General features: G+C 32.2%; 15 protein-coding genes. 8 read left to right on the forward strand and 7 right to left on the reverse strand.

Annotated features, from left to right (window positions below):
• The first annotated feature begins 84 nt into the window (after positions 1–84).
• From QLS65_RS14960 to QLS65_RS14970, 3 genes are all read left to right on the forward strand, one after another.
• Positions 85–738, forward strand: a complete 654-nt coding sequence (locus QLS65_RS14960; RefSeq protein WP_282718542.1) for a DUF2306 domain-containing protein — start codon at positions 85–87, stop codon at positions 736–738.
• Positions 735–1,871, forward strand: a complete 1,137-nt coding sequence (locus QLS65_RS14965) for a retropepsin-like aspartic protease (protein ID WP_282718543.1) — start codon at positions 735–737, stop codon at positions 1,869–1,871. Before QLS65_RS14960 ends, QLS65_RS14965 begins: the two co-directional genes overlap by 4 nt.
• Before the next feature lie 71 nt (positions 1,872–1,942).
• The gene (locus QLS65_RS14970; RefSeq protein WP_282718544.1) at positions 1,943–2,644 is read left to right on the forward strand and encodes a hypothetical protein; all 702 of its coding nucleotides are present in this window, start codon (positions 1,943–1,945) and stop codon (positions 2,642–2,644) included.
• Positions 2,645–2,655: 11 nt separating this feature from the next.
• Here QLS65_RS14970 and QLS65_RS14975 read toward each other — a convergent pair whose 3' ends face one another.
• From QLS65_RS14975 to QLS65_RS14985, 3 genes are all read right to left on the reverse strand, one after another.
• Entirely contained in the window at positions 2,656–3,378 is a 723-nt protein-coding gene (locus tag QLS65_RS14975) for a hypothetical protein (RefSeq protein WP_099716101.1), read from the reverse strand.
• 109 nt (positions 3,379–3,487) lie between these two features.
• On the reverse strand, positions 3,488–5,959 hold the full coding sequence (locus QLS65_RS14980; RefSeq protein WP_282718545.1) for a TonB-dependent receptor: 2,472 nt from the start codon (positions 5,957–5,959) through the stop codon (positions 3,488–3,490).
• A gap of 12 nt (positions 5,960–5,971) precedes the next feature.
• Positions 5,972–7,669: a M23 family metallopeptidase gene (locus QLS65_RS14985; protein ID WP_282718546.1), complete on the reverse strand. Its 1,698-nt coding sequence runs from the start codon at positions 7,667–7,669 to the stop codon at positions 5,972–5,974.
• A 174-nt stretch (positions 7,670–7,843) separates the two neighbouring features.
• On the opposite strand from QLS65_RS14985, the gene QLS65_RS14990 reads away from it, so the two are divergent.
• The 3 genes from QLS65_RS14990 to rny all read left to right on the forward strand — a co-directional run bounded on the left by QLS65_RS14990 (position 7,844) and on the right by rny (position 10,208).
• Positions 7,844–8,134, forward strand: a complete 291-nt coding sequence (locus QLS65_RS14990) for a hypothetical protein (protein WP_099716104.1) — start codon at positions 7,844–7,846, stop codon at positions 8,132–8,134.
• Between the two features lie 8 nt (positions 8,135–8,142).
• Positions 8,143–8,436, forward strand: coding sequence for a cell division protein ZapA (locus QLS65_RS14995; protein WP_099716105.1), 294 nt, complete (start codon positions 8,143–8,145; stop codon positions 8,434–8,436).
• A gap of 206 nt (positions 8,437–8,642) precedes the next feature.
• Positions 8,643–10,208 carry a ribonuclease Y gene (rny, locus tag QLS65_RS15005; RefSeq protein WP_099716106.1) on the forward strand — a complete coding sequence of 522 codons (1,566 nt, stop codon included), beginning with the start codon at positions 8,643–8,645 and terminating at the stop codon, positions 10,206–10,208.
• A gap of 107 nt (positions 10,209–10,315) precedes the next feature.
• Here rny and QLS65_RS15010 read toward each other — a convergent pair whose 3' ends face one another.
• From QLS65_RS15010 to QLS65_RS15025, 4 genes are all read right to left on the reverse strand, one after another.
• The gene (locus QLS65_RS15010; RefSeq protein WP_282718547.1) at positions 10,316–11,842 is read right to left on the reverse strand and encodes a PAS domain-containing sensor histidine kinase; all 1,527 of its coding nucleotides are present in this window, start codon (positions 11,840–11,842) and stop codon (positions 10,316–10,318) included.
• Between the two features lie 188 nt (positions 11,843–12,030).
• Entirely contained in the window at positions 12,031–12,927 is an 897-nt protein-coding gene (gene xerD, locus QLS65_RS15015; RefSeq protein WP_282711476.1) for a site-specific tyrosine recombinase XerD, read from the reverse strand.
• 80 nt (positions 12,928–13,007) lie between these two features.
• Positions 13,008–13,607, reverse strand: coding sequence for a hypothetical protein (locus QLS65_RS15020; protein WP_282718548.1), 600 nt, complete (start codon positions 13,605–13,607; stop codon positions 13,008–13,010).
• A gap of 156 nt (positions 13,608–13,763) precedes the next feature.
• Positions 13,764–14,354 (reverse strand): porin family protein, encoded by a 591-nt coding sequence (locus QLS65_RS15025; protein WP_282718549.1) that lies wholly within the window; start codon positions 14,352–14,354, stop codon positions 13,764–13,766.
• A 305-nt stretch (positions 14,355–14,659) separates the two neighbouring features.
• On the opposite strand from QLS65_RS15025, the gene QLS65_RS15030 reads away from it, so the two are divergent.
• Positions 14,660–15,223 carry a porin family protein gene (locus QLS65_RS15030; protein WP_282711479.1) on the forward strand — a complete coding sequence of 188 codons (564 nt, stop codon included), beginning with the start codon at positions 14,660–14,662 and terminating at the stop codon, positions 15,221–15,223.
• A gap of 75 nt (positions 15,224–15,298) precedes the next feature.
• Positions 15,299–15,724, forward strand: a complete 426-nt coding sequence (gene aroQ / locus QLS65_RS15035) for a type II 3-dehydroquinate dehydratase (protein ID WP_282711480.1) — start codon at positions 15,299–15,301, stop codon at positions 15,722–15,724.
• Positions 15,725–15,799 lie beyond the last annotated feature (75 nt).

Here is a 15,799-nt window from a genome sequence, read left to right on the forward strand (position 1 = left end):
AATTACAGTTCAGTAAAAAATTTAAAAAAGGTTGAGTAACATCTAATATATTTACTCAACCTTTTTAATTTAATACTGAAAAATATGATTTTCAAAATTATATTAACCATTCATATCATTTCCGGATTCACCGCATTACTGTTAGGAACGCTGCTTTTAATTCGCAAAAAAGGAGATGTCATTCATAAAAAACTTGGCAAAGTATTTACTTTAGCAATGGTTTCAACTGGTTTGTGCGCATTCTACCTTTCGTATGTACATCCTAACTTATTCCTTTTTATAGTAGGCGTGTTTACAATTTACCTGTCTATTTCAGGATATCGAATGATCCATTTAAAAAAGGCTCATCTGGGTCAAAAACCTAAAATAGGCGATGCTTTTTTAACTATTCTAATGCTTATTTCCAGTATTATCTTCTTTTATATTGGGTTTAAATATATGTTAGCAAAACAAATTTTCGGGATAGTTTATATTTTGTTTGGAAGTATTAGTTTGCGATTATGTTCCGTTGAATACAAAGCTTACACCGGAAAAGTAACTGATAAATTATACGGATTAAGGAATCATATCGGTAGAATGACTGGAGCTTATATTGCTGCTTTTACGGCATTTCTTGTCATTAATAACACTTTTTTACCCGCAGTTTTAGCGTGGAGTTTACCAGGAATTATTGGTGGTATCTTCATCGGTCGAACATTACGAAAACTAAAATCTCAAAAATCAAATCAATACCAATGAGAAAAAATCTACTACTCTCAGTGCTGTTTTTAATATCTTTTTTAAGCAAAGCTCAATCTGTCAAAATTGATACAATTCCTTTTACAACTACATCATCATTATTAGTTTTCAAGGGACAAATAAATGGTGTCGAAACTGATTTTGTGTTAGATACAGGTGCCGCTATTGGAGTGATAACCGCTGAAAAAGCGAATAGCGCTAATATAAAAATCACAGGAAAAAAGAATATCACTGACAGCAATGAGAATGTAAACTCAATGTCAGAAGCCATGATTGAAACAGTAACAATTGGCTCTTTCGAAATTAAAAATATAAAAAGTGTCGTTTATGACATGCCGTTTTTGGCTTGTAATAATTATTATTTATTGGGTGCAAATGCAATCAACAAGCTGAACTGGAAAATTGATTTTGAAAAAAAACTTTTATACGTCTCAAAATCAACTTTTGAATATTCTGACGAAATGCTTGAAATGCCCATTAATTATAAAAACAACAGACATTTTACTACTTTTAATATCCATGAAACTGAATTCAAAAACTGTTTAGTAGACTTAGGATATAACGACTTTTTTGAAGTTTCTGAGAAAGAACCCTTTTTTAAAAAACTAAAACAGGAAAATCAAGATGCAATAATTTCTGGTTCGCGATTGACAATGAGTCTTTCAAATATGGAAATCAACAAGTACGAGACTTTAAGCTTTGATAATTTGATGATAGGCAACACACGATTTGATGATTTAAAAATTGAAATCAGGGCCAATATTGAAAATAAAATCGGGCTCAAATTCTTTTCTCAATTATCCTCAATTATGATACTAAACAATGACAATTCTAAATATTATTTGAAACTTTCAAACAAACCTATTTCTTTACAAATGAGTTTTGATGCCGATTGTTTTTTAAAAAATGGCAAGTTAATAATAGTCGGCAAGAACAACAATTCTCAAAGTTCAGCAAAAGAATTAGCAACAGAAGAAGAAATAAAATCAATAAATGGTTTAGCTGCAACGTATTTTATAGACGAGTGTGATTTTTTATTGTGGAGAATTGAAAATCTTAAAAAAGACAGCTATGAAATAGAAAAGTTGAATGGACAAAAAATCATTATAAAAAAACAAGTCCTTAAATCATAATTCTAAAATAAATTGGTGAACTTTACATGTCTTATTTACTTGTTGCCCCGACAATTTTTTAAATAATTTAAATGTACATCAATAATCAAAACATAAAACTACCTGAAGACCCAAATACTATTGTTTGGAAATATCTTGACTTATCTAAATTCTTAGATTTATTAATGTCTGAGAAGTTATTCATGTCACGATCTGATAAATTTGAAGATCAATATGAAGGCACTTTTAGCGAACCCACTTTTGAGGAAATAAAAAAACTTTCCATTGACAATCCTGACTTTTTAAATTATTACAAAACACATCGGGAAAAAGTTGCGATTAGCAGCTGGCATATCAATGAATATGAATCGTTTGCTATGTGGCAAATTTTCACGCAAAACAGTGAAGGTTTGGCGATTCAATCAACCATTGGCAGATTACAAGAATCCCTTGTTCCGGAAACTAATTTCAATCAATATATTGGGGAAGTAAATTACATCGATTACAAAAAAGAACACATTCCGTTTGATGATATGTTTTTTCCTTTTTTATTCAAGCGAAAAAGTTTTCAATATGAAGGCGAAGTACGCATCATTACAGACATTGGTAAAAGTGACATCAAAATCAATGAGGGACTTAAAATCAATGTAGATATCAATCAATTGATTGAAAAAATATACATTCATCCCAAATCCGAAAACTGGTATAAAAACCTGGTCATTCAATTAGTAAAACAACTGGGATTTGATTTCACCATTGAAAAATCAGACTTGGAAAGTGATATTTTGATTTAAAATCGACACTTCTAAACTGGCTCGTAACCAATTATTTTCCATTCCTTTTTTGACAAATCGATATAGTAATAATTCACCACATCTTTCTTATCAAACTCTCCGTTTTTGTTAGTATCTTCAACTGTTCTGTAGTACAAACGATTTTTTGAACCTATCAATTTCCAATCTATTAATTCCTGAAAATCGGAAGATATTTTAGTAAATTTCTCCCCGCTGATTTCGCTTAAATACAATGCTTTTATATCACTTGTATCTAATTTCCCGTCTTTATTCGTATCCATATCAACCATAGTATACACCATAATCTGGTTATTGGTTTTGTCAGCAACTGACTTCAAATACGTAGCAGTTTGAATCAAAACAGGTTTGTCTGTCAATTTTCTGATGGAATCCGAATCTACTTTTTGAAATTTTAAATTCTGTAAAAAACCGGTGATTTCATATTCACCATAGTTCGATATTGTAAAACTCAAATCGTTCACACTGGAAGAACCATATCTCGATTTTATGCCTTTCTCACGAATGCTTAAATCAGCTACGGGATGAATCAAATAATCCGTTCCTTCCATTTGAAGTGGCAAATCGGCAATTTGTATTTGGGTAGAATCCGCTTTGGCTAGTTCTTTAGCCCTACTCGCTCCATCGTAAGTAACTTTTGGTTTTTCAACCTCTTCTTTACAACTGGTTAAAAGCAAAATTGCGATTCCTAATATTGTGATGTGTAGTTTTTTCATGTTGTTGTACTATTAAAATTCAAATGTAATCATTTTTAAAAATGGTAACGCCATTCAATACTTGATTTAACGAATTAAAATTGGGTTAAACTTTACCACTTCTTAACGTTTATAACTTCGCAGTCAATTTTACATTAAAAACTCTGGTGGTCATATAATTAGGAATTGCATATTGATTTTTCGAATATACATCCCGAACCCAAGTATTCGTAATGGCATTTTGATTGTCAAAAAGATTAAAAATTTCTAATCCTATCGCCAACTCTTTAAAGTTTTTGAACCAACCCGTATTATTCTCTTTTCTTGTAGTGTTATCTATGAAAACTTTGGAGAAACCAACATCTACACGGCGGTAATCATTCAATCGATTTTGGTATAAGTAAGAATCAGCATACGATGGCGAACCTCCCGGCAATCCAGTATTGTAAACCAAATTCAAGTACAATTTTATACTTGGAATATTAGGCATATAATCTTGAAACAAAAGCCCAAATTTCAGTCGTTGATCTGTAGGTCTGGCAATATATCCTTTATCATCACTATTTTCTTCTGTTTTCAAATAGCCAAAGCTAAACCAAGATTCCGTTCCGGGAACAAATTCCCCGTTCAAGCGAACATCTAATCCTTGAGCATAGGCTGTTGCATTATTATTGGCTGCGTAACGAATGCGAACATTGTCAATCGTGTACGTATTTACATCTGTCAGCGATTTATAATACAACTCCGAGACTAATTTAAAAGGACGATCCCACATCTTAAAACTATAATCATTTCCAAAAACAATATGCACCGATTGTTGCGCCTTAGTATTGGGTTGCACCATTCCATCCGCACCTCTCAATTCCCTGTAAAATGGCGGCTGATGGTATAATCCTCCTGAAAGTCTAAAAACCATATCTTTCTCCCAGGCTGGTTTTATGGCAAACTGTGCTCTGGGACTAAAAGTAATTTGGGACTTTCCAGTTATAGCAGTACCTATAACTTCCCAATTGTGCATGCGCACGCCGGCATTATACCAAACTTCACTCGAACCAATATTCGATTTCAAACTCCATTGACCATAACCCGAAAATCTATTGATGGAGTTAAAATTAGTCGATCGAATATTTTGATACGGAACAAACGGTCCGGTGTAAGGCGAATACGGTTGATCATTTTTAGGCAAATCAATAATTGGTGGATTCAATGAAAAACCAGCCGAATCAATTACCTCCCACTCTATTATTCTGTCACGAATGGATTCCCGTGTATATTTAATTCCCCATTCAAATTGATTTTCTTTCCAATCGTGAAATCCTTTTATCTCGGTATTTACAATTAGTGCATCCAAATCATTTCTGGCATGACTCAGCTGCGAACCAATCCCTCTTGTAAAAGCAACTTCTCCAAAAGTTTCTGACCCAATACTGGAATCCACTTCACCTAAACGATATTGGGCGAAAATATCAAAATATTCTTGTTCTAAAGTATGAAAAACAGAACCGATGAATTTCAACGTAAAATTATCAGAAACATTGAATGTTGTTTTTAAAGCTCCAAAATAAGTATCGTATTTATCCTTTTCCTGACCTTCATAAAAAACAGTAAGTGCCATAGGATTATCTATGGTTCCAAAAGTAGTCTGTCTCGTCAATGGCTGATATTGGTATTTATTTTGAGAAATATTCCCTAAAAAACTCCACTGCCATTTAGCCGAGGCCTGATAATTTATATTGGTTTGAATATCTGCAAATGACGGCGTAAAATTAGTCTGTGTCTCTTGGCTTTTTACCAAAAGGCTGTTGTTTCGATATCGAACTCCCGTTACCGCAGACCATTTTTTATCTTTAGAAACCGCATCAACAGAAAGGCTTCCGCCAAGAAAACTCGCTTCAAGGCTTGCACCAAATTTAACCGGTTTTCGATACGTAATATCTAAAACAGACGATAGTTTATCTCCGAATTTAGCTTGAAAACCTCCCGCCGAGAAGTCCACATTTTGTACCAAATCAGTATTAGTGAAACTCAAACCTTCTTGCTGTCCCGAACGAATCAGAAACGGGCGATAGACTTCAATTTCGTTTACATAAACCAAATTCTCATCATAATTCCCACCGCGCACGGCATATTGTGTACTCAATTCGTTATTAGAGTTTACTCCAGGTAAGGTTTTTAAAATATTTTCGATACCGGCATTAGCTCCAGGAATTTTCCGAATAACCTCAGGCTCAATTGTAGAAATCCCTTGAATCAGCTTTCTGTTATTGGACGTCACAATCACTTCACCCATTTGTTCTTCCTGATCACTCATCACTGGGTTGAATTCCTTTTGCTCATTGGAATCCAAAGAAAAAGTTATTGTTATTTTTTTTAACGAAACATGCGTAAAAACAAGCGTTACTTTTTGGTTCGCAGGAACTTTTAGATCGTAAAATCCATTTTTATTGGATTGAGTGCCAATACTGGAATAAGAAACATTTACGTTACCTACGGGTTGATTGTTTTTGTCTAAAATAACTCCTTTTATTCTAGCCGTTTGAGCCAATAAAGATAGGCTTACGAAGAAGAAAAAGAAAACAAAAATTAATTTATTAGTACTCAAATGATTTGGTTTTTATTTTTTTTGGCTTCTAAAAAAACGAGTTTCAAAGGTAGTTGAATTTCCTACATTATCAATCACAACAACTTTTAAATCATTGGCACCTTCAGCGACAATTCCATCAGTAAAATAATGGGTTAGTTTTCTGGTTTTATTATCAAATTCGAATAACACCCATTTTCCGTTTAAATAGCCGTTGTATGATTTTATGCCAGACACGTCATCGTATATAGAAAGCTGAATTGTTTTTTGCTCGCTGATCCATTTCCCTTCAACAGGAACCGCCATAGTTATTTTTGGTGCAATAGTATCTGCAACCAAAGCATATTTACCTAAAATTTTAACCTTTGTATTGAATATGCTGTCTTTTCTATAGGTTGGATTGTAATTTATTTTCTTTCCTTCTATTCTGCCAATGAACATTTTCTCTCTCTGCGCTTCAGTCGATTTTGTATCTTCAATTGAAACCGTAAAATTAGTGTGAGCAGGAACTGTATCGTCGTGTAAAAACAACGTGTCATTTTTTACATCAAAATTCAAATCAAAATCTTCATAAAAAGTTCCCGCAGGAAAGAAAACCGACATATTTGCTAAAGCAAAATTGCTGTCTTTATTCGCTTTTACAAAATAGTTCGATTGCACTGGCTCAGGACTTATAGTTATAGACAATAAATCATATTGAATAGGAATGGCTATTGTCTTTTTATTTCCAAAAAAATCCGAAACTTCAATACGATATAACGATGCTAAATTTGGAGTTACCTGTAAAACTCCTTTATTTTCATCGGCTTGTATAATGCTCAGATTATACGGGTTTTTCATGAATAATTTCTGAACCCGTTGCTGCATTTTCTTATATCTCGAATAATCAATCAGCGCATTGATATAGCGCATTTCGTCAAATGAATAGGTATTGAATTCATAACCGAAATTTGGTTTTCCATTATAAAAAGACTGCACTTTATATACTCCGTTATTATTAAACGAAACATCATCAGTATCATAAGCCGAAATACCAAAACCTATTGTACCGTTTGCAACTACTTTATCAGAAAGGTAAGTTCCATCTTTTTGCAAGGAGACATTTAGCAACAAAGGTCGTTTCGAGTGATTAACCGTAGTTTTTGAATCCAAAGGATACACATAAACTCCGGAAACGACAGGTTTCTTTGTATCTTTTAAAAATTTATCGTACCCAAAAAGCATCGGATTGATTATAAACTCTGTTTTAGTATCCCGAAATTCAAAATGTAAATGTGGCCCTTCTGAAGCTCCTGTATTACCGGAAAAAGCAATGATTTCTCCTTTTTTTACTACCATTTCATCAGGTTTAAAAAACATTTCGATTTCAAATGACGCTTCTTTATAATGCGTTTTCTTGATGTAGTTTTCTATTTCGCCATTGGCCATTTTTAAATGCCCATAAACTGAAGTATACCCATTCGGATGGTTGATGTAAATAGTTTTTCCGTTACCAAAAGTAGAAATCTTTATTCTTGATACATAACCATCGGCCACTGCGTATACTTTCAATCCTTCTTTTTGTTGCGTTCTTAAATCAAAACCTGCATGAAAATGGTTGGGTCTCAATTCTCCAAAATTTCCTGATAATTGCATCGGAATATCTAAAGGAGATATAAAATAATCTTTTGGATAGTCAACTTGTGCAAAAACAGAAGTGCAAAAAAATAAAAAAAATACAGAAAATCTCATCGTTTACATTTTTGCTAAGATAAAAAAAGTATTCAAAACAGCGATAAAAAAAATGGTTCGTAACCATTTGTACAACTGATATTTAATTAATTTAATGCAAAAAAAATAATAAAATATTGCAAAATTAAAAAGGAATACTAACTTTGTATGATTATGTAATGAATAAGATATATAATGAGTGCAATTGCAGAAATTATTGATACTCTTGAAAGTAAGATTGAAAAACTTTTTACAAAAATGAAAGGTTTGGAGAAAAATAATCAAGATTTGAAAAACGAATTAACAAAAACTGCATCCATAATACAAACTCAGTCACAAGAGATTGAAGCGCTAAAAACGCAGTATGAAACACTCAAAGTAGCAAATACATTACTAGGCAGTGACGATAATAAAAGAGATACGAAGCTTAAAATAAATTCATTAATTCGCGAAATTGATTACTGTATAGCACAGCTATCAGATTAATAAAAGATATGGACGAAAAGCTTAAAATTAAAATATCAATCGCAGACAGAGTCTACCCGTTAACGGTTGATTTCTCTCAGGAAGAAGGCCTTAGAAGCGCTTCTAAAAAAATTGATACGATGATCAAGCAATTTGAAGAAAATTATGCTGTTCGTGACAAGCAAGATGTATTAGCCATGTGTGCTTTACAATTTGCCTCACAAACGGAACAAAAACAAATTGATAATGCGATAGATGGAGAAGCAACCATCGAAAGAATTAAAAAAATCAATGCGATTTTAGATCAATATCTCGACAAATAAACGTTCTTTACAAAAACTAAGATACTGCCTACATTAGTTCATATTTGGTAAACTCAACACTAACAATTTAGAATGAGCAAATCATCGTTACTATAGCAAGCCAATTCAGTTTGGAAGCTTGAACAACGAGTTAGCTCAAAACTTGTCTTTTCGAGTTTATACAAGCAATCTAATGTAGGCTTTTTTATATATAAATTTTAACAAACATGGACAACATATTAACGATTATTATTTCAGGAATTATAGGTATTGCGGGAGGTTTTGGGATCGCCAAATTGATTGAAAAAAGCAATATTTCAAACTTAATTAAAAACGCAAAAAAAGAAGCAGCATCCATATTAAAAGATGCAAATCTGGAAGCTGAAAACATAAAAAAAGATAAAATTCTTCAAGCAAAAGAAAAATTTATTGAATTAAAATCAGAGCACGAACAAGTTATTTTATCCCGTGATAAAAAAGTTGCAGAAATAGAAAAAAGAGTTCGTGATAAAGAATCTCAAGTTTCTAATGAATTATCAAAAGCTAAAAAAGTAAATGATGATTTCGAATCTAAAACTTTAGAATACACCACTAAAATTGAAAACCTAGATAAGAAACAATCTGAAGTTGACAAATTGCATAAAAGTCAATTGCAACAATTGGAAGTCATCTCCGGTTTATCTGCTGAAGAAGCTAAAGATCAATTAGTAGAAGGATTGAAAGCGGAAGCAAAAAGCAAAGCAATGTCTCATATTCAAGACACTATTGAAGAGGCAAAATTAACTGCACAACAAGAAGCTAAAAAAATCATCATCAATACCATTCAAAGAGTTGGTACAGAAGAAGCAGTAGAAAACTGTGTTTCGGTATTTAACATTGAATCTGACGACGTAAAAGGTAGAATCATTGGTCGTGAAGGTAGAAATATCCGTGCACTGGAAGCTGCGACTGGAGTAGAAATCATTGTAGATGATACACCAGAAGCGATTATCCTTTCTTGTTTTGATCCTGTACGTAGAGAAATTGCACGTTTGGCTTTACATAAATTAGTAACTGACGGAAGAATTCACCCAGCTCGTATTGAAGAAGTAGTTGCAAAAACCGCTAAACAAATTGACGATGAAATTATAGAAGTTGGTAAACGTACCGTTATCGATTTAGGAATTCATGGTTTACATCCTGAATTGATTAAAGTGGTAGGACGTATGAAATACCGTTCTTCTTACGGACAGAATTTATTACAACACTCCCGTGAAGTTTCTAAACTTTGTGGAATCATGGCAGCTGAACTTGGCTTAAACGTAAAATTGGCTAAAAGAGCTGGTTTATTACACGATATTGGTAAAGTTCCAGATGCTGAAAGTGATTTACCTCACGCATTATTAGGAATGCAATGGGCTGAGAAATATGGTGAAAAAGAAGAGGTTTGTAACGCTATTGGAGCACACCACGATGAGATTGAAATGAAATCATTATTATCGCCAATTATTCAGGTTTGTGATGCAATCTCAGGTGCAAGACCAGGAGCGAGAAGACAAGTATTGGATTCTTATATTCAACGTCTAAAAGATCTTGAAGAAGTAGCTTATGGATTCAGCGGTGTGAAAAATGCATATGCCATTCAAGCCGGTAGAGAACTTCGTGTAATTGTGGAAAGCGAAAAAGTTTCTGATGAAAACGCGGCTAACTTATCTTTTGATATCTCTCAAAAAATCCAAACAGAGATGACGTATCCTGGACAAGTTAAAGTAACTGTAATTCGTGAAACAAGAGCCGTGAATATCGCTAAATAATTTATTTAAATTTTACATATAAAAAAACTTCTCATCATTGAGAAGTTTTTTTATACATGCTATTTAATTACTTTATAAGATACTTTAGATCTATCGAACACAATTAACTAATCACTTAAACTGTCGTGAAAAACGATTTTAAAAGTAGTTCCTACTCCTACTTCACTTTCAACCGAAACAGTCCCTTTCATCGATTCTATTTGATTTTTTGTGATATGCAATCCTAATCCTCTAGCCTCTTCATGCTTGTGAAATGTTTTATACATCCCAAAAAGAGAATCTCCATATTTCTTCAAATCGATACCCAATCCGTTATCAGAAATTGACAACGTTTTTTTACCATTTTCCAAAGCGAAAAAATATTTTATCTCTACTGGTTTATTAGGATTCGAATATTTTATGGCATTTGTTGTAAAATTCAACAAAATACTTTCTAAATACGCAGGATTAAAATCAACAAAAACGCCCTCAGGAATCTCATTAATAATGGCAACTTGATTATAATTTTTTAAATTCTTGATCAAATCTAAAGTCTTATTTAAATATAAATTCAAGTCTAATGATTTGATCGGAATGTTCGAATTACTTTGAATTAATACCAATTGAGTCAAATTAGCTATTGTTTCGTTTAAGTCATTGGAAACAGTGCGCAAATGAGCCAACATTTCTTTGTTACTTTCTAAATCTTCATCGGCATCAATAATGTCTAATAGTGATTTAATATTTCCTGCTTGTGTATTTAAATTATGGGATACAATATGTGAAAAATTCAATAGTCTGCTATTTTGCTGACTATATAATTCCATCGTTCGCACTAATTCTAACTCTTTCTCTTTTTGCGAGGAAATATCAGTATGCGTGCCAATAACTCGCAATGGCTTCCCATCTTCATTACGCTCAATTACTTTACCTCTGTCTAAAATCCATTTGTATTTTCCGCTTGAAGTTAAAACACGGTGGTAATTTTCATAAAATGGTGTTTTATTATCAAAATGATCATGTATTTCAGAGTAATATTTTTCTAAATCATCAGGATGCACAATTTCATCCCAACGCTCCGGATTATCAAAAATATCCAAAGATTCCTGCTCCAGGATTTTCATGGATTGTGAGGAATAAAAAACTTTATTGGTCGTTAAATCCCAATCCCACACTCCTGCTGTAGAAGCTTCAAGAGCAAATTTAAAACGTTCTTCAGAAATTTTAAGTTTAATCTCCTGTTCTTTTAGGTCGGTCACATCCGAAATTCTTCCATAAAAAGCAATATTACCATCCGGATACAATTCTGGTTTTGATGAAACTTTAAGCCAACGTAATCCTTTTTTAGGCAATAAAACCCGAAACTCAAAATCCCATCTTGTAATATTCCTTTTTGCATGTACTAATGACTGAAAAAACAACAATCGATCCGCTTCAAATATCCTATCATAGACCAAAAATTTGTCACTGTCAACAAAATGATTTGAAGACAATTCAAAAAAATCGTTTACCGATTTACTCACTAAAGGAAATAAATAGGTATTACCCGGAGCAATCACAAACTCAAAAATTAAATCTGGGATCTCATTAAATAATTTACTGTAAAAATCATTTACCTCTTGGCAATTTCCGTTTTGGGGAAAATCAAAAACCATACTCTTTTTTATAACATTTAATATGTGAACAATTTAGATTATATTTTTTATTTAACAGACAAATTAACAATAAAATCGCACCAATTTGATGGAATCTTATGCTGATTTTTTAAAAATTTAATTTTAGACTTAAACCGTAAACCTTTTCTTTCTTAAACAATTCTAAACTTTAAATTATTAACAAAATGTTACTTTCTGGGATGAAATGAATTTAGAACTTGTGTCAGAAATGTTCTGTCAAGATGCACATATATTTCAGTAGTTGTTATCGATTCATGCCCAAGCATCAATTGTATAGAGCGCAAATCAGCTCCGTTTTCTAAAAGATGAGTAGCAAAAGAATGTCGGAAAGTATGCGGACTTATCGTTTTATTCAAATCTATTTTGACCGCTAAGTTTTTAATGATAGTAAAAATCATGGCTCTTGTTAACTGTTTCCCTCTTCTGTTCAAAAAGAGCGTATCCTCAAAACCTTTTTGAATAGTAATAGATGTTCGAATAGAATTCCTATAAATTTGAATGTACTTCTGCGTTAAATCACTTATGGGCACAAAACGCTGTTTATTTCCTTTACCCGTTATTTTAACAAAACCTTCCTCAAAAAATAAATCCGAAATTTTCAAAGAAACTAATTCGGAAACCCTTAATCCACATCCATAAAGGGTTTCGAGCATGGCGCGATTGCGTTCGCCTTCGTTAGCGCTTAAGTCAATCGCAAAAATAAGACTATCAATCTCTTCTACCGATAAAGTATCGGGAAGTTTCCTGCCTGTTTTGGGAGTTTCAATAAGTTCTAATGGATTATCTGCTCGATAATCTTCAAAGACCATATAACTAAAAAAACTTTTAAGACCCGATATGATTCTGGCTTGTGAACGTGGATTGACTTCCTTAGCTACACTATAAATAAATTGCTGAATCGTTTCTTCTCCAATTTTTATTGGTGAAACAACAATTCCATTTTTAGTCAAAAAAAGACACAACCGTTCAATATCGAAAGAATAATTATCTATAGTATTCTTAGACAAACCGCGTTCAATTTTCAAGTATGACTGATAGCTTTTGATGCAGGAAATCCAATTCATAGTTGCAAAGTAACGCTTTTTTGAGCATAAAAAAACCACTACAAAGAGTGGTTTTAAAAGTATTTTTTAAGAATAATAGGTTATTTTCCCCATTTTCCTCCACCCAAATAAAATCCTAAATGAATCCCTAAATAAGAATTTGCTACAGAGCCTTTATTAACTCCGTTAGAATCTTCTAAATTAGTATCAGGAACTAAATTATACTCCAGACCCATTCTGAATTTACCCCATTCAAAACCAGCTCTAACTAAACCACCAAATACACCGCTAACTTCCGGTTGTAATTCTGTTCCAGCATCCACATCAGCTTCATTAAATTCAACATTTCCAATAGCATAATAACCCGCTCCACCTCCAATATAAGGGACAAAAGATTTTCCAGATTTGTTAAAATAATAATCATAAGTACCTAAAAACGAACTACTCGCAGAAAGCTTAGCATTATCAATTTGCCCATTAGTACTTTCTACATCACGAACTATCGCTGCAACACCCATTCTTAAACCAATATTCATATTATCCTGAATATTATACTTTGGTTCCAAAGAAAATAAGATGCCACCACCTCCATTAGTAGGAACAACTCCTAAATCTAAACCAACTCTAAAACCATCTTTTTTTTGCGAATAAACGTTGAAACCAACGAAAGTAATAAGTACTGCTAGAATAATTCTTTTCATTTTGTATGTTTAATTGTTAATAACGACATAAAAGTATATTAATTATAAAGTACTACACTTCCTACCTATTATAAGTTATTAACATATTTTAATTATGACTTTACATAAAAAAACCTCCCAGATTGAGAGGTTTAAGATATTAACTTTTTAAAAATATTAAAATTTGTAACCTACTGAAATTTGAAAAACAGAGTTTTTAGATTCATCTTCTCCGGGGAAAATTTCATCTTGTAAACGTGTCAGACCAAAACTATAACGCACACCAATCATAAAGTTTGGCGTAATATCATATCCTGCACCAAAATTTAAACTTACATCTGTTGATTTAAGCTCGTCCTTAACGTCCTCAGATTCTCCTCCGGATTTAGCTTTAGCAGAGACTAAAAAACCTATTTGAGGGCCTAGTTCAAGACTAAAAGCATCCGCTACATAATATTTAGCCATAACCGGAATAGTAATATAATCTAATTTTAAATCTCCACTTACACCCTCAAACTCTAATTCAGTTCCTTGCGCAGAGTACAAAACTTCAGGTTGAATCGCAAATTTATTACTAATCATAAATTCTCCAAAAAAACCAACATGAAATCCTATTAAAGATTTCGAATTTACTCCATCTACATCAGCATTAGTAATTGTAGAGATATTCAAACCTCCTTTGACTCCAAATGCCATATCTGCTTTCTCTTGAGCATTCACAAAACCAAAAGTGAACACGGTAATTACCATTAAAATAATTTTTTTCATGATTTTTCATTTAAAATTAATACTACCAAAGTTAAAAAAATCAAATAGGAGAAGACTTATTTAAAAGAAAAACTCGTTGAATATCAAATAAATCAGATTAAAAACAATAAAAATAACATTTATAAATATCTGATTATCATTATTTTATATTTTAAAAAAATAAAAAAGGACACTTAATATTACTTTTGTAATTTAGTGGACTAATTTTTGCAGCAATGCATTTTAAGAAAAATTAAACAATAATACTTAAACAAAATAGTTTTAAGTAAAAGTCCCAATTCAATTATTAATATAAAAAACAAATTATGAAGAAAATAATTTTAGTAGCAGTAGTACTTCTTGCCACGTCTGTAGACATGCAAGCACAATTAGTCAAGTTTGGAATTAAAGCTGGTTTAAACTATGCCAACCAAACTGGTAGTGATATTACAATAAATAGTGAAAATTATGATAAAGAAGCTATTACCAGTTATCACGCTGGTTTAATTGCCGAAATCAAAGTAACTGACGGTTTTTCAATTCAGCCCGAATTATTGTACTCTACACAAGGTGCAACCTATAAAAATGCTTTTGAAGAATTCAAAAATGAATTGGGTTATCTATCTATTCCCGTTCTAGCAAAATTTAATTTCAATAAAACAGTCAGTTTAGATCTTGGTCCCCAAGCCTCTTTTTTATTGAGCGAAAGAAAAAATGTGGATTTTAAAGAGTCTGAAACTTTTGAGTTTGGAGTTGCCGGAGGTTTAACACTAAATGTTACAAAAAGCATTTTTATACAAGGACGTTATGTATTAGGCCTTACTGAAGCATCTAAAGATGCTGATATCAAGAACTCAGTAGTGCAAGTTTCTGCTGGATTTAAATTCTAGAAATAAAAAAATTAAATTTATCAAAACCGTTCTTTAAATTAGAACGGTTTTTTTATTTTTACCAAAACTGGAATTATGAAAATTAGTATCATCAACGGACCAAATCTCAATCTTTTAGGAAAACGCGAACCAGAAGTTTATGGCAGCTTAACCTTTGAAGAATATTTTACGACTTTACAAATAAAATTTCCAACAATAGAATTCTCCTATTTTCAGAGTAATATTGAAGGGGAATTAATTGATAAAATTCAGGAATTTGGTTTCACCTACGATGGTATTATTCTAAATGCTGGCGCTTATACCCACACTTCCATTGGCATTGGTGATGCCATTAAAGCTATCACAACTCCAGTTGTTGAAGTCCATATTTCCAATACATTTTCACGTGAAAGTTTCAGACATCAGTCCTACATTTCTGGAAATGCAAAAGGAGTAATCTTAGGTTTTGGTTTAAAAAGTTATGAATTGGCTATTCAATCTTTCGTGTATGTCCCATTTTAGAATAAAAATATTCTTATAAATGTTTAACAAATAATTAATAGCCTCTTTTTAAACTTCTTATATTTTTGTGAAAGA

Source organism: Flavobacterium algoritolerans (genome assembly GCF_030010385.1).
GTDB classification, from domain to species: domain Bacteria; phylum Bacteroidota; class Bacteroidia; order Flavobacteriales; family Flavobacteriaceae; genus Flavobacterium; species Flavobacterium algoritolerans.

Bases quoted from the DNA above. Each gene is read 5' to 3' on its own strand.
- QLS65_RS14975 (WP_099716101.1), bottom strand. From the start codon at position 3,378: ATGAAAAAACTACACATCACAATATTAGGAATCGCAATTTTGCTTTTA.
- xerD (WP_282711476.1), bottom strand. From the start codon at position 12,927: ATGAATTGGATTTCCTGCATCAAAAGCTATCAGTCATACTTGAAAATT.
- QLS65_RS14990 (WP_099716104.1), top strand. From the start codon at position 7,844: ATGAGTGCAATTGCAGAAATTATTGATACTCTTGAAAGTAAGATTGAA.
- rny (WP_099716106.1), top strand. From the start codon at position 8,643: ATGGACAACATATTAACGATTATTATTTCAGGAATTATAGGTATTGCG.
- QLS65_RS15010 (WP_282718547.1), bottom strand. From the start codon at position 11,842: ATGGTTTTTGATTTTCCCCAAAACGGAAATTGCCAAGAGGTAAATGAT.
- QLS65_RS14965 (WP_282718543.1), top strand. From the start codon at position 735: ATGAGAAAAAATCTACTACTCTCAGTGCTGTTTTTAATATCTTTTTTA.
- QLS65_RS14970 (WP_282718544.1), top strand. From the start codon at position 1,943: ATGTACATCAATAATCAAAACATAAAACTACCTGAAGACCCAAATACT.
- QLS65_RS14995 (WP_099716105.1), top strand. From the start codon at position 8,143: ATGGACGAAAAGCTTAAAATTAAAATATCAATCGCAGACAGAGTCTAC.
- QLS65_RS15025 (WP_282718549.1), bottom strand. From the start codon at position 14,354: ATGAAAAAAATTATTTTAATGGTAATTACCGTGTTCACTTTTGGTTTT.
- aroQ (WP_282711480.1), top strand. From the start codon at position 15,299: ATGAAAATTAGTATCATCAACGGACCAAATCTCAATCTTTTAGGAAAA.
- QLS65_RS14985 (WP_282718546.1), bottom strand. From the start codon at position 7,669: ATGAGATTTTCTGTATTTTTTTTATTTTTTTGCACTTCTGTTTTTGCA.
- QLS65_RS15020 (WP_282718548.1), bottom strand. From the start codon at position 13,607: ATGAAAAGAATTATTCTAGCAGTACTTATTACTTTCGTTGGTTTCAAC.
- QLS65_RS14960 (WP_282718542.1), top strand. From the start codon at position 85: ATGATTTTCAAAATTATATTAACCATTCATATCATTTCCGGATTCACC.
- QLS65_RS15030 (WP_282711479.1), top strand. From the start codon at position 14,660: ATGAAGAAAATAATTTTAGTAGCAGTAGTACTTCTTGCCACGTCTGTA.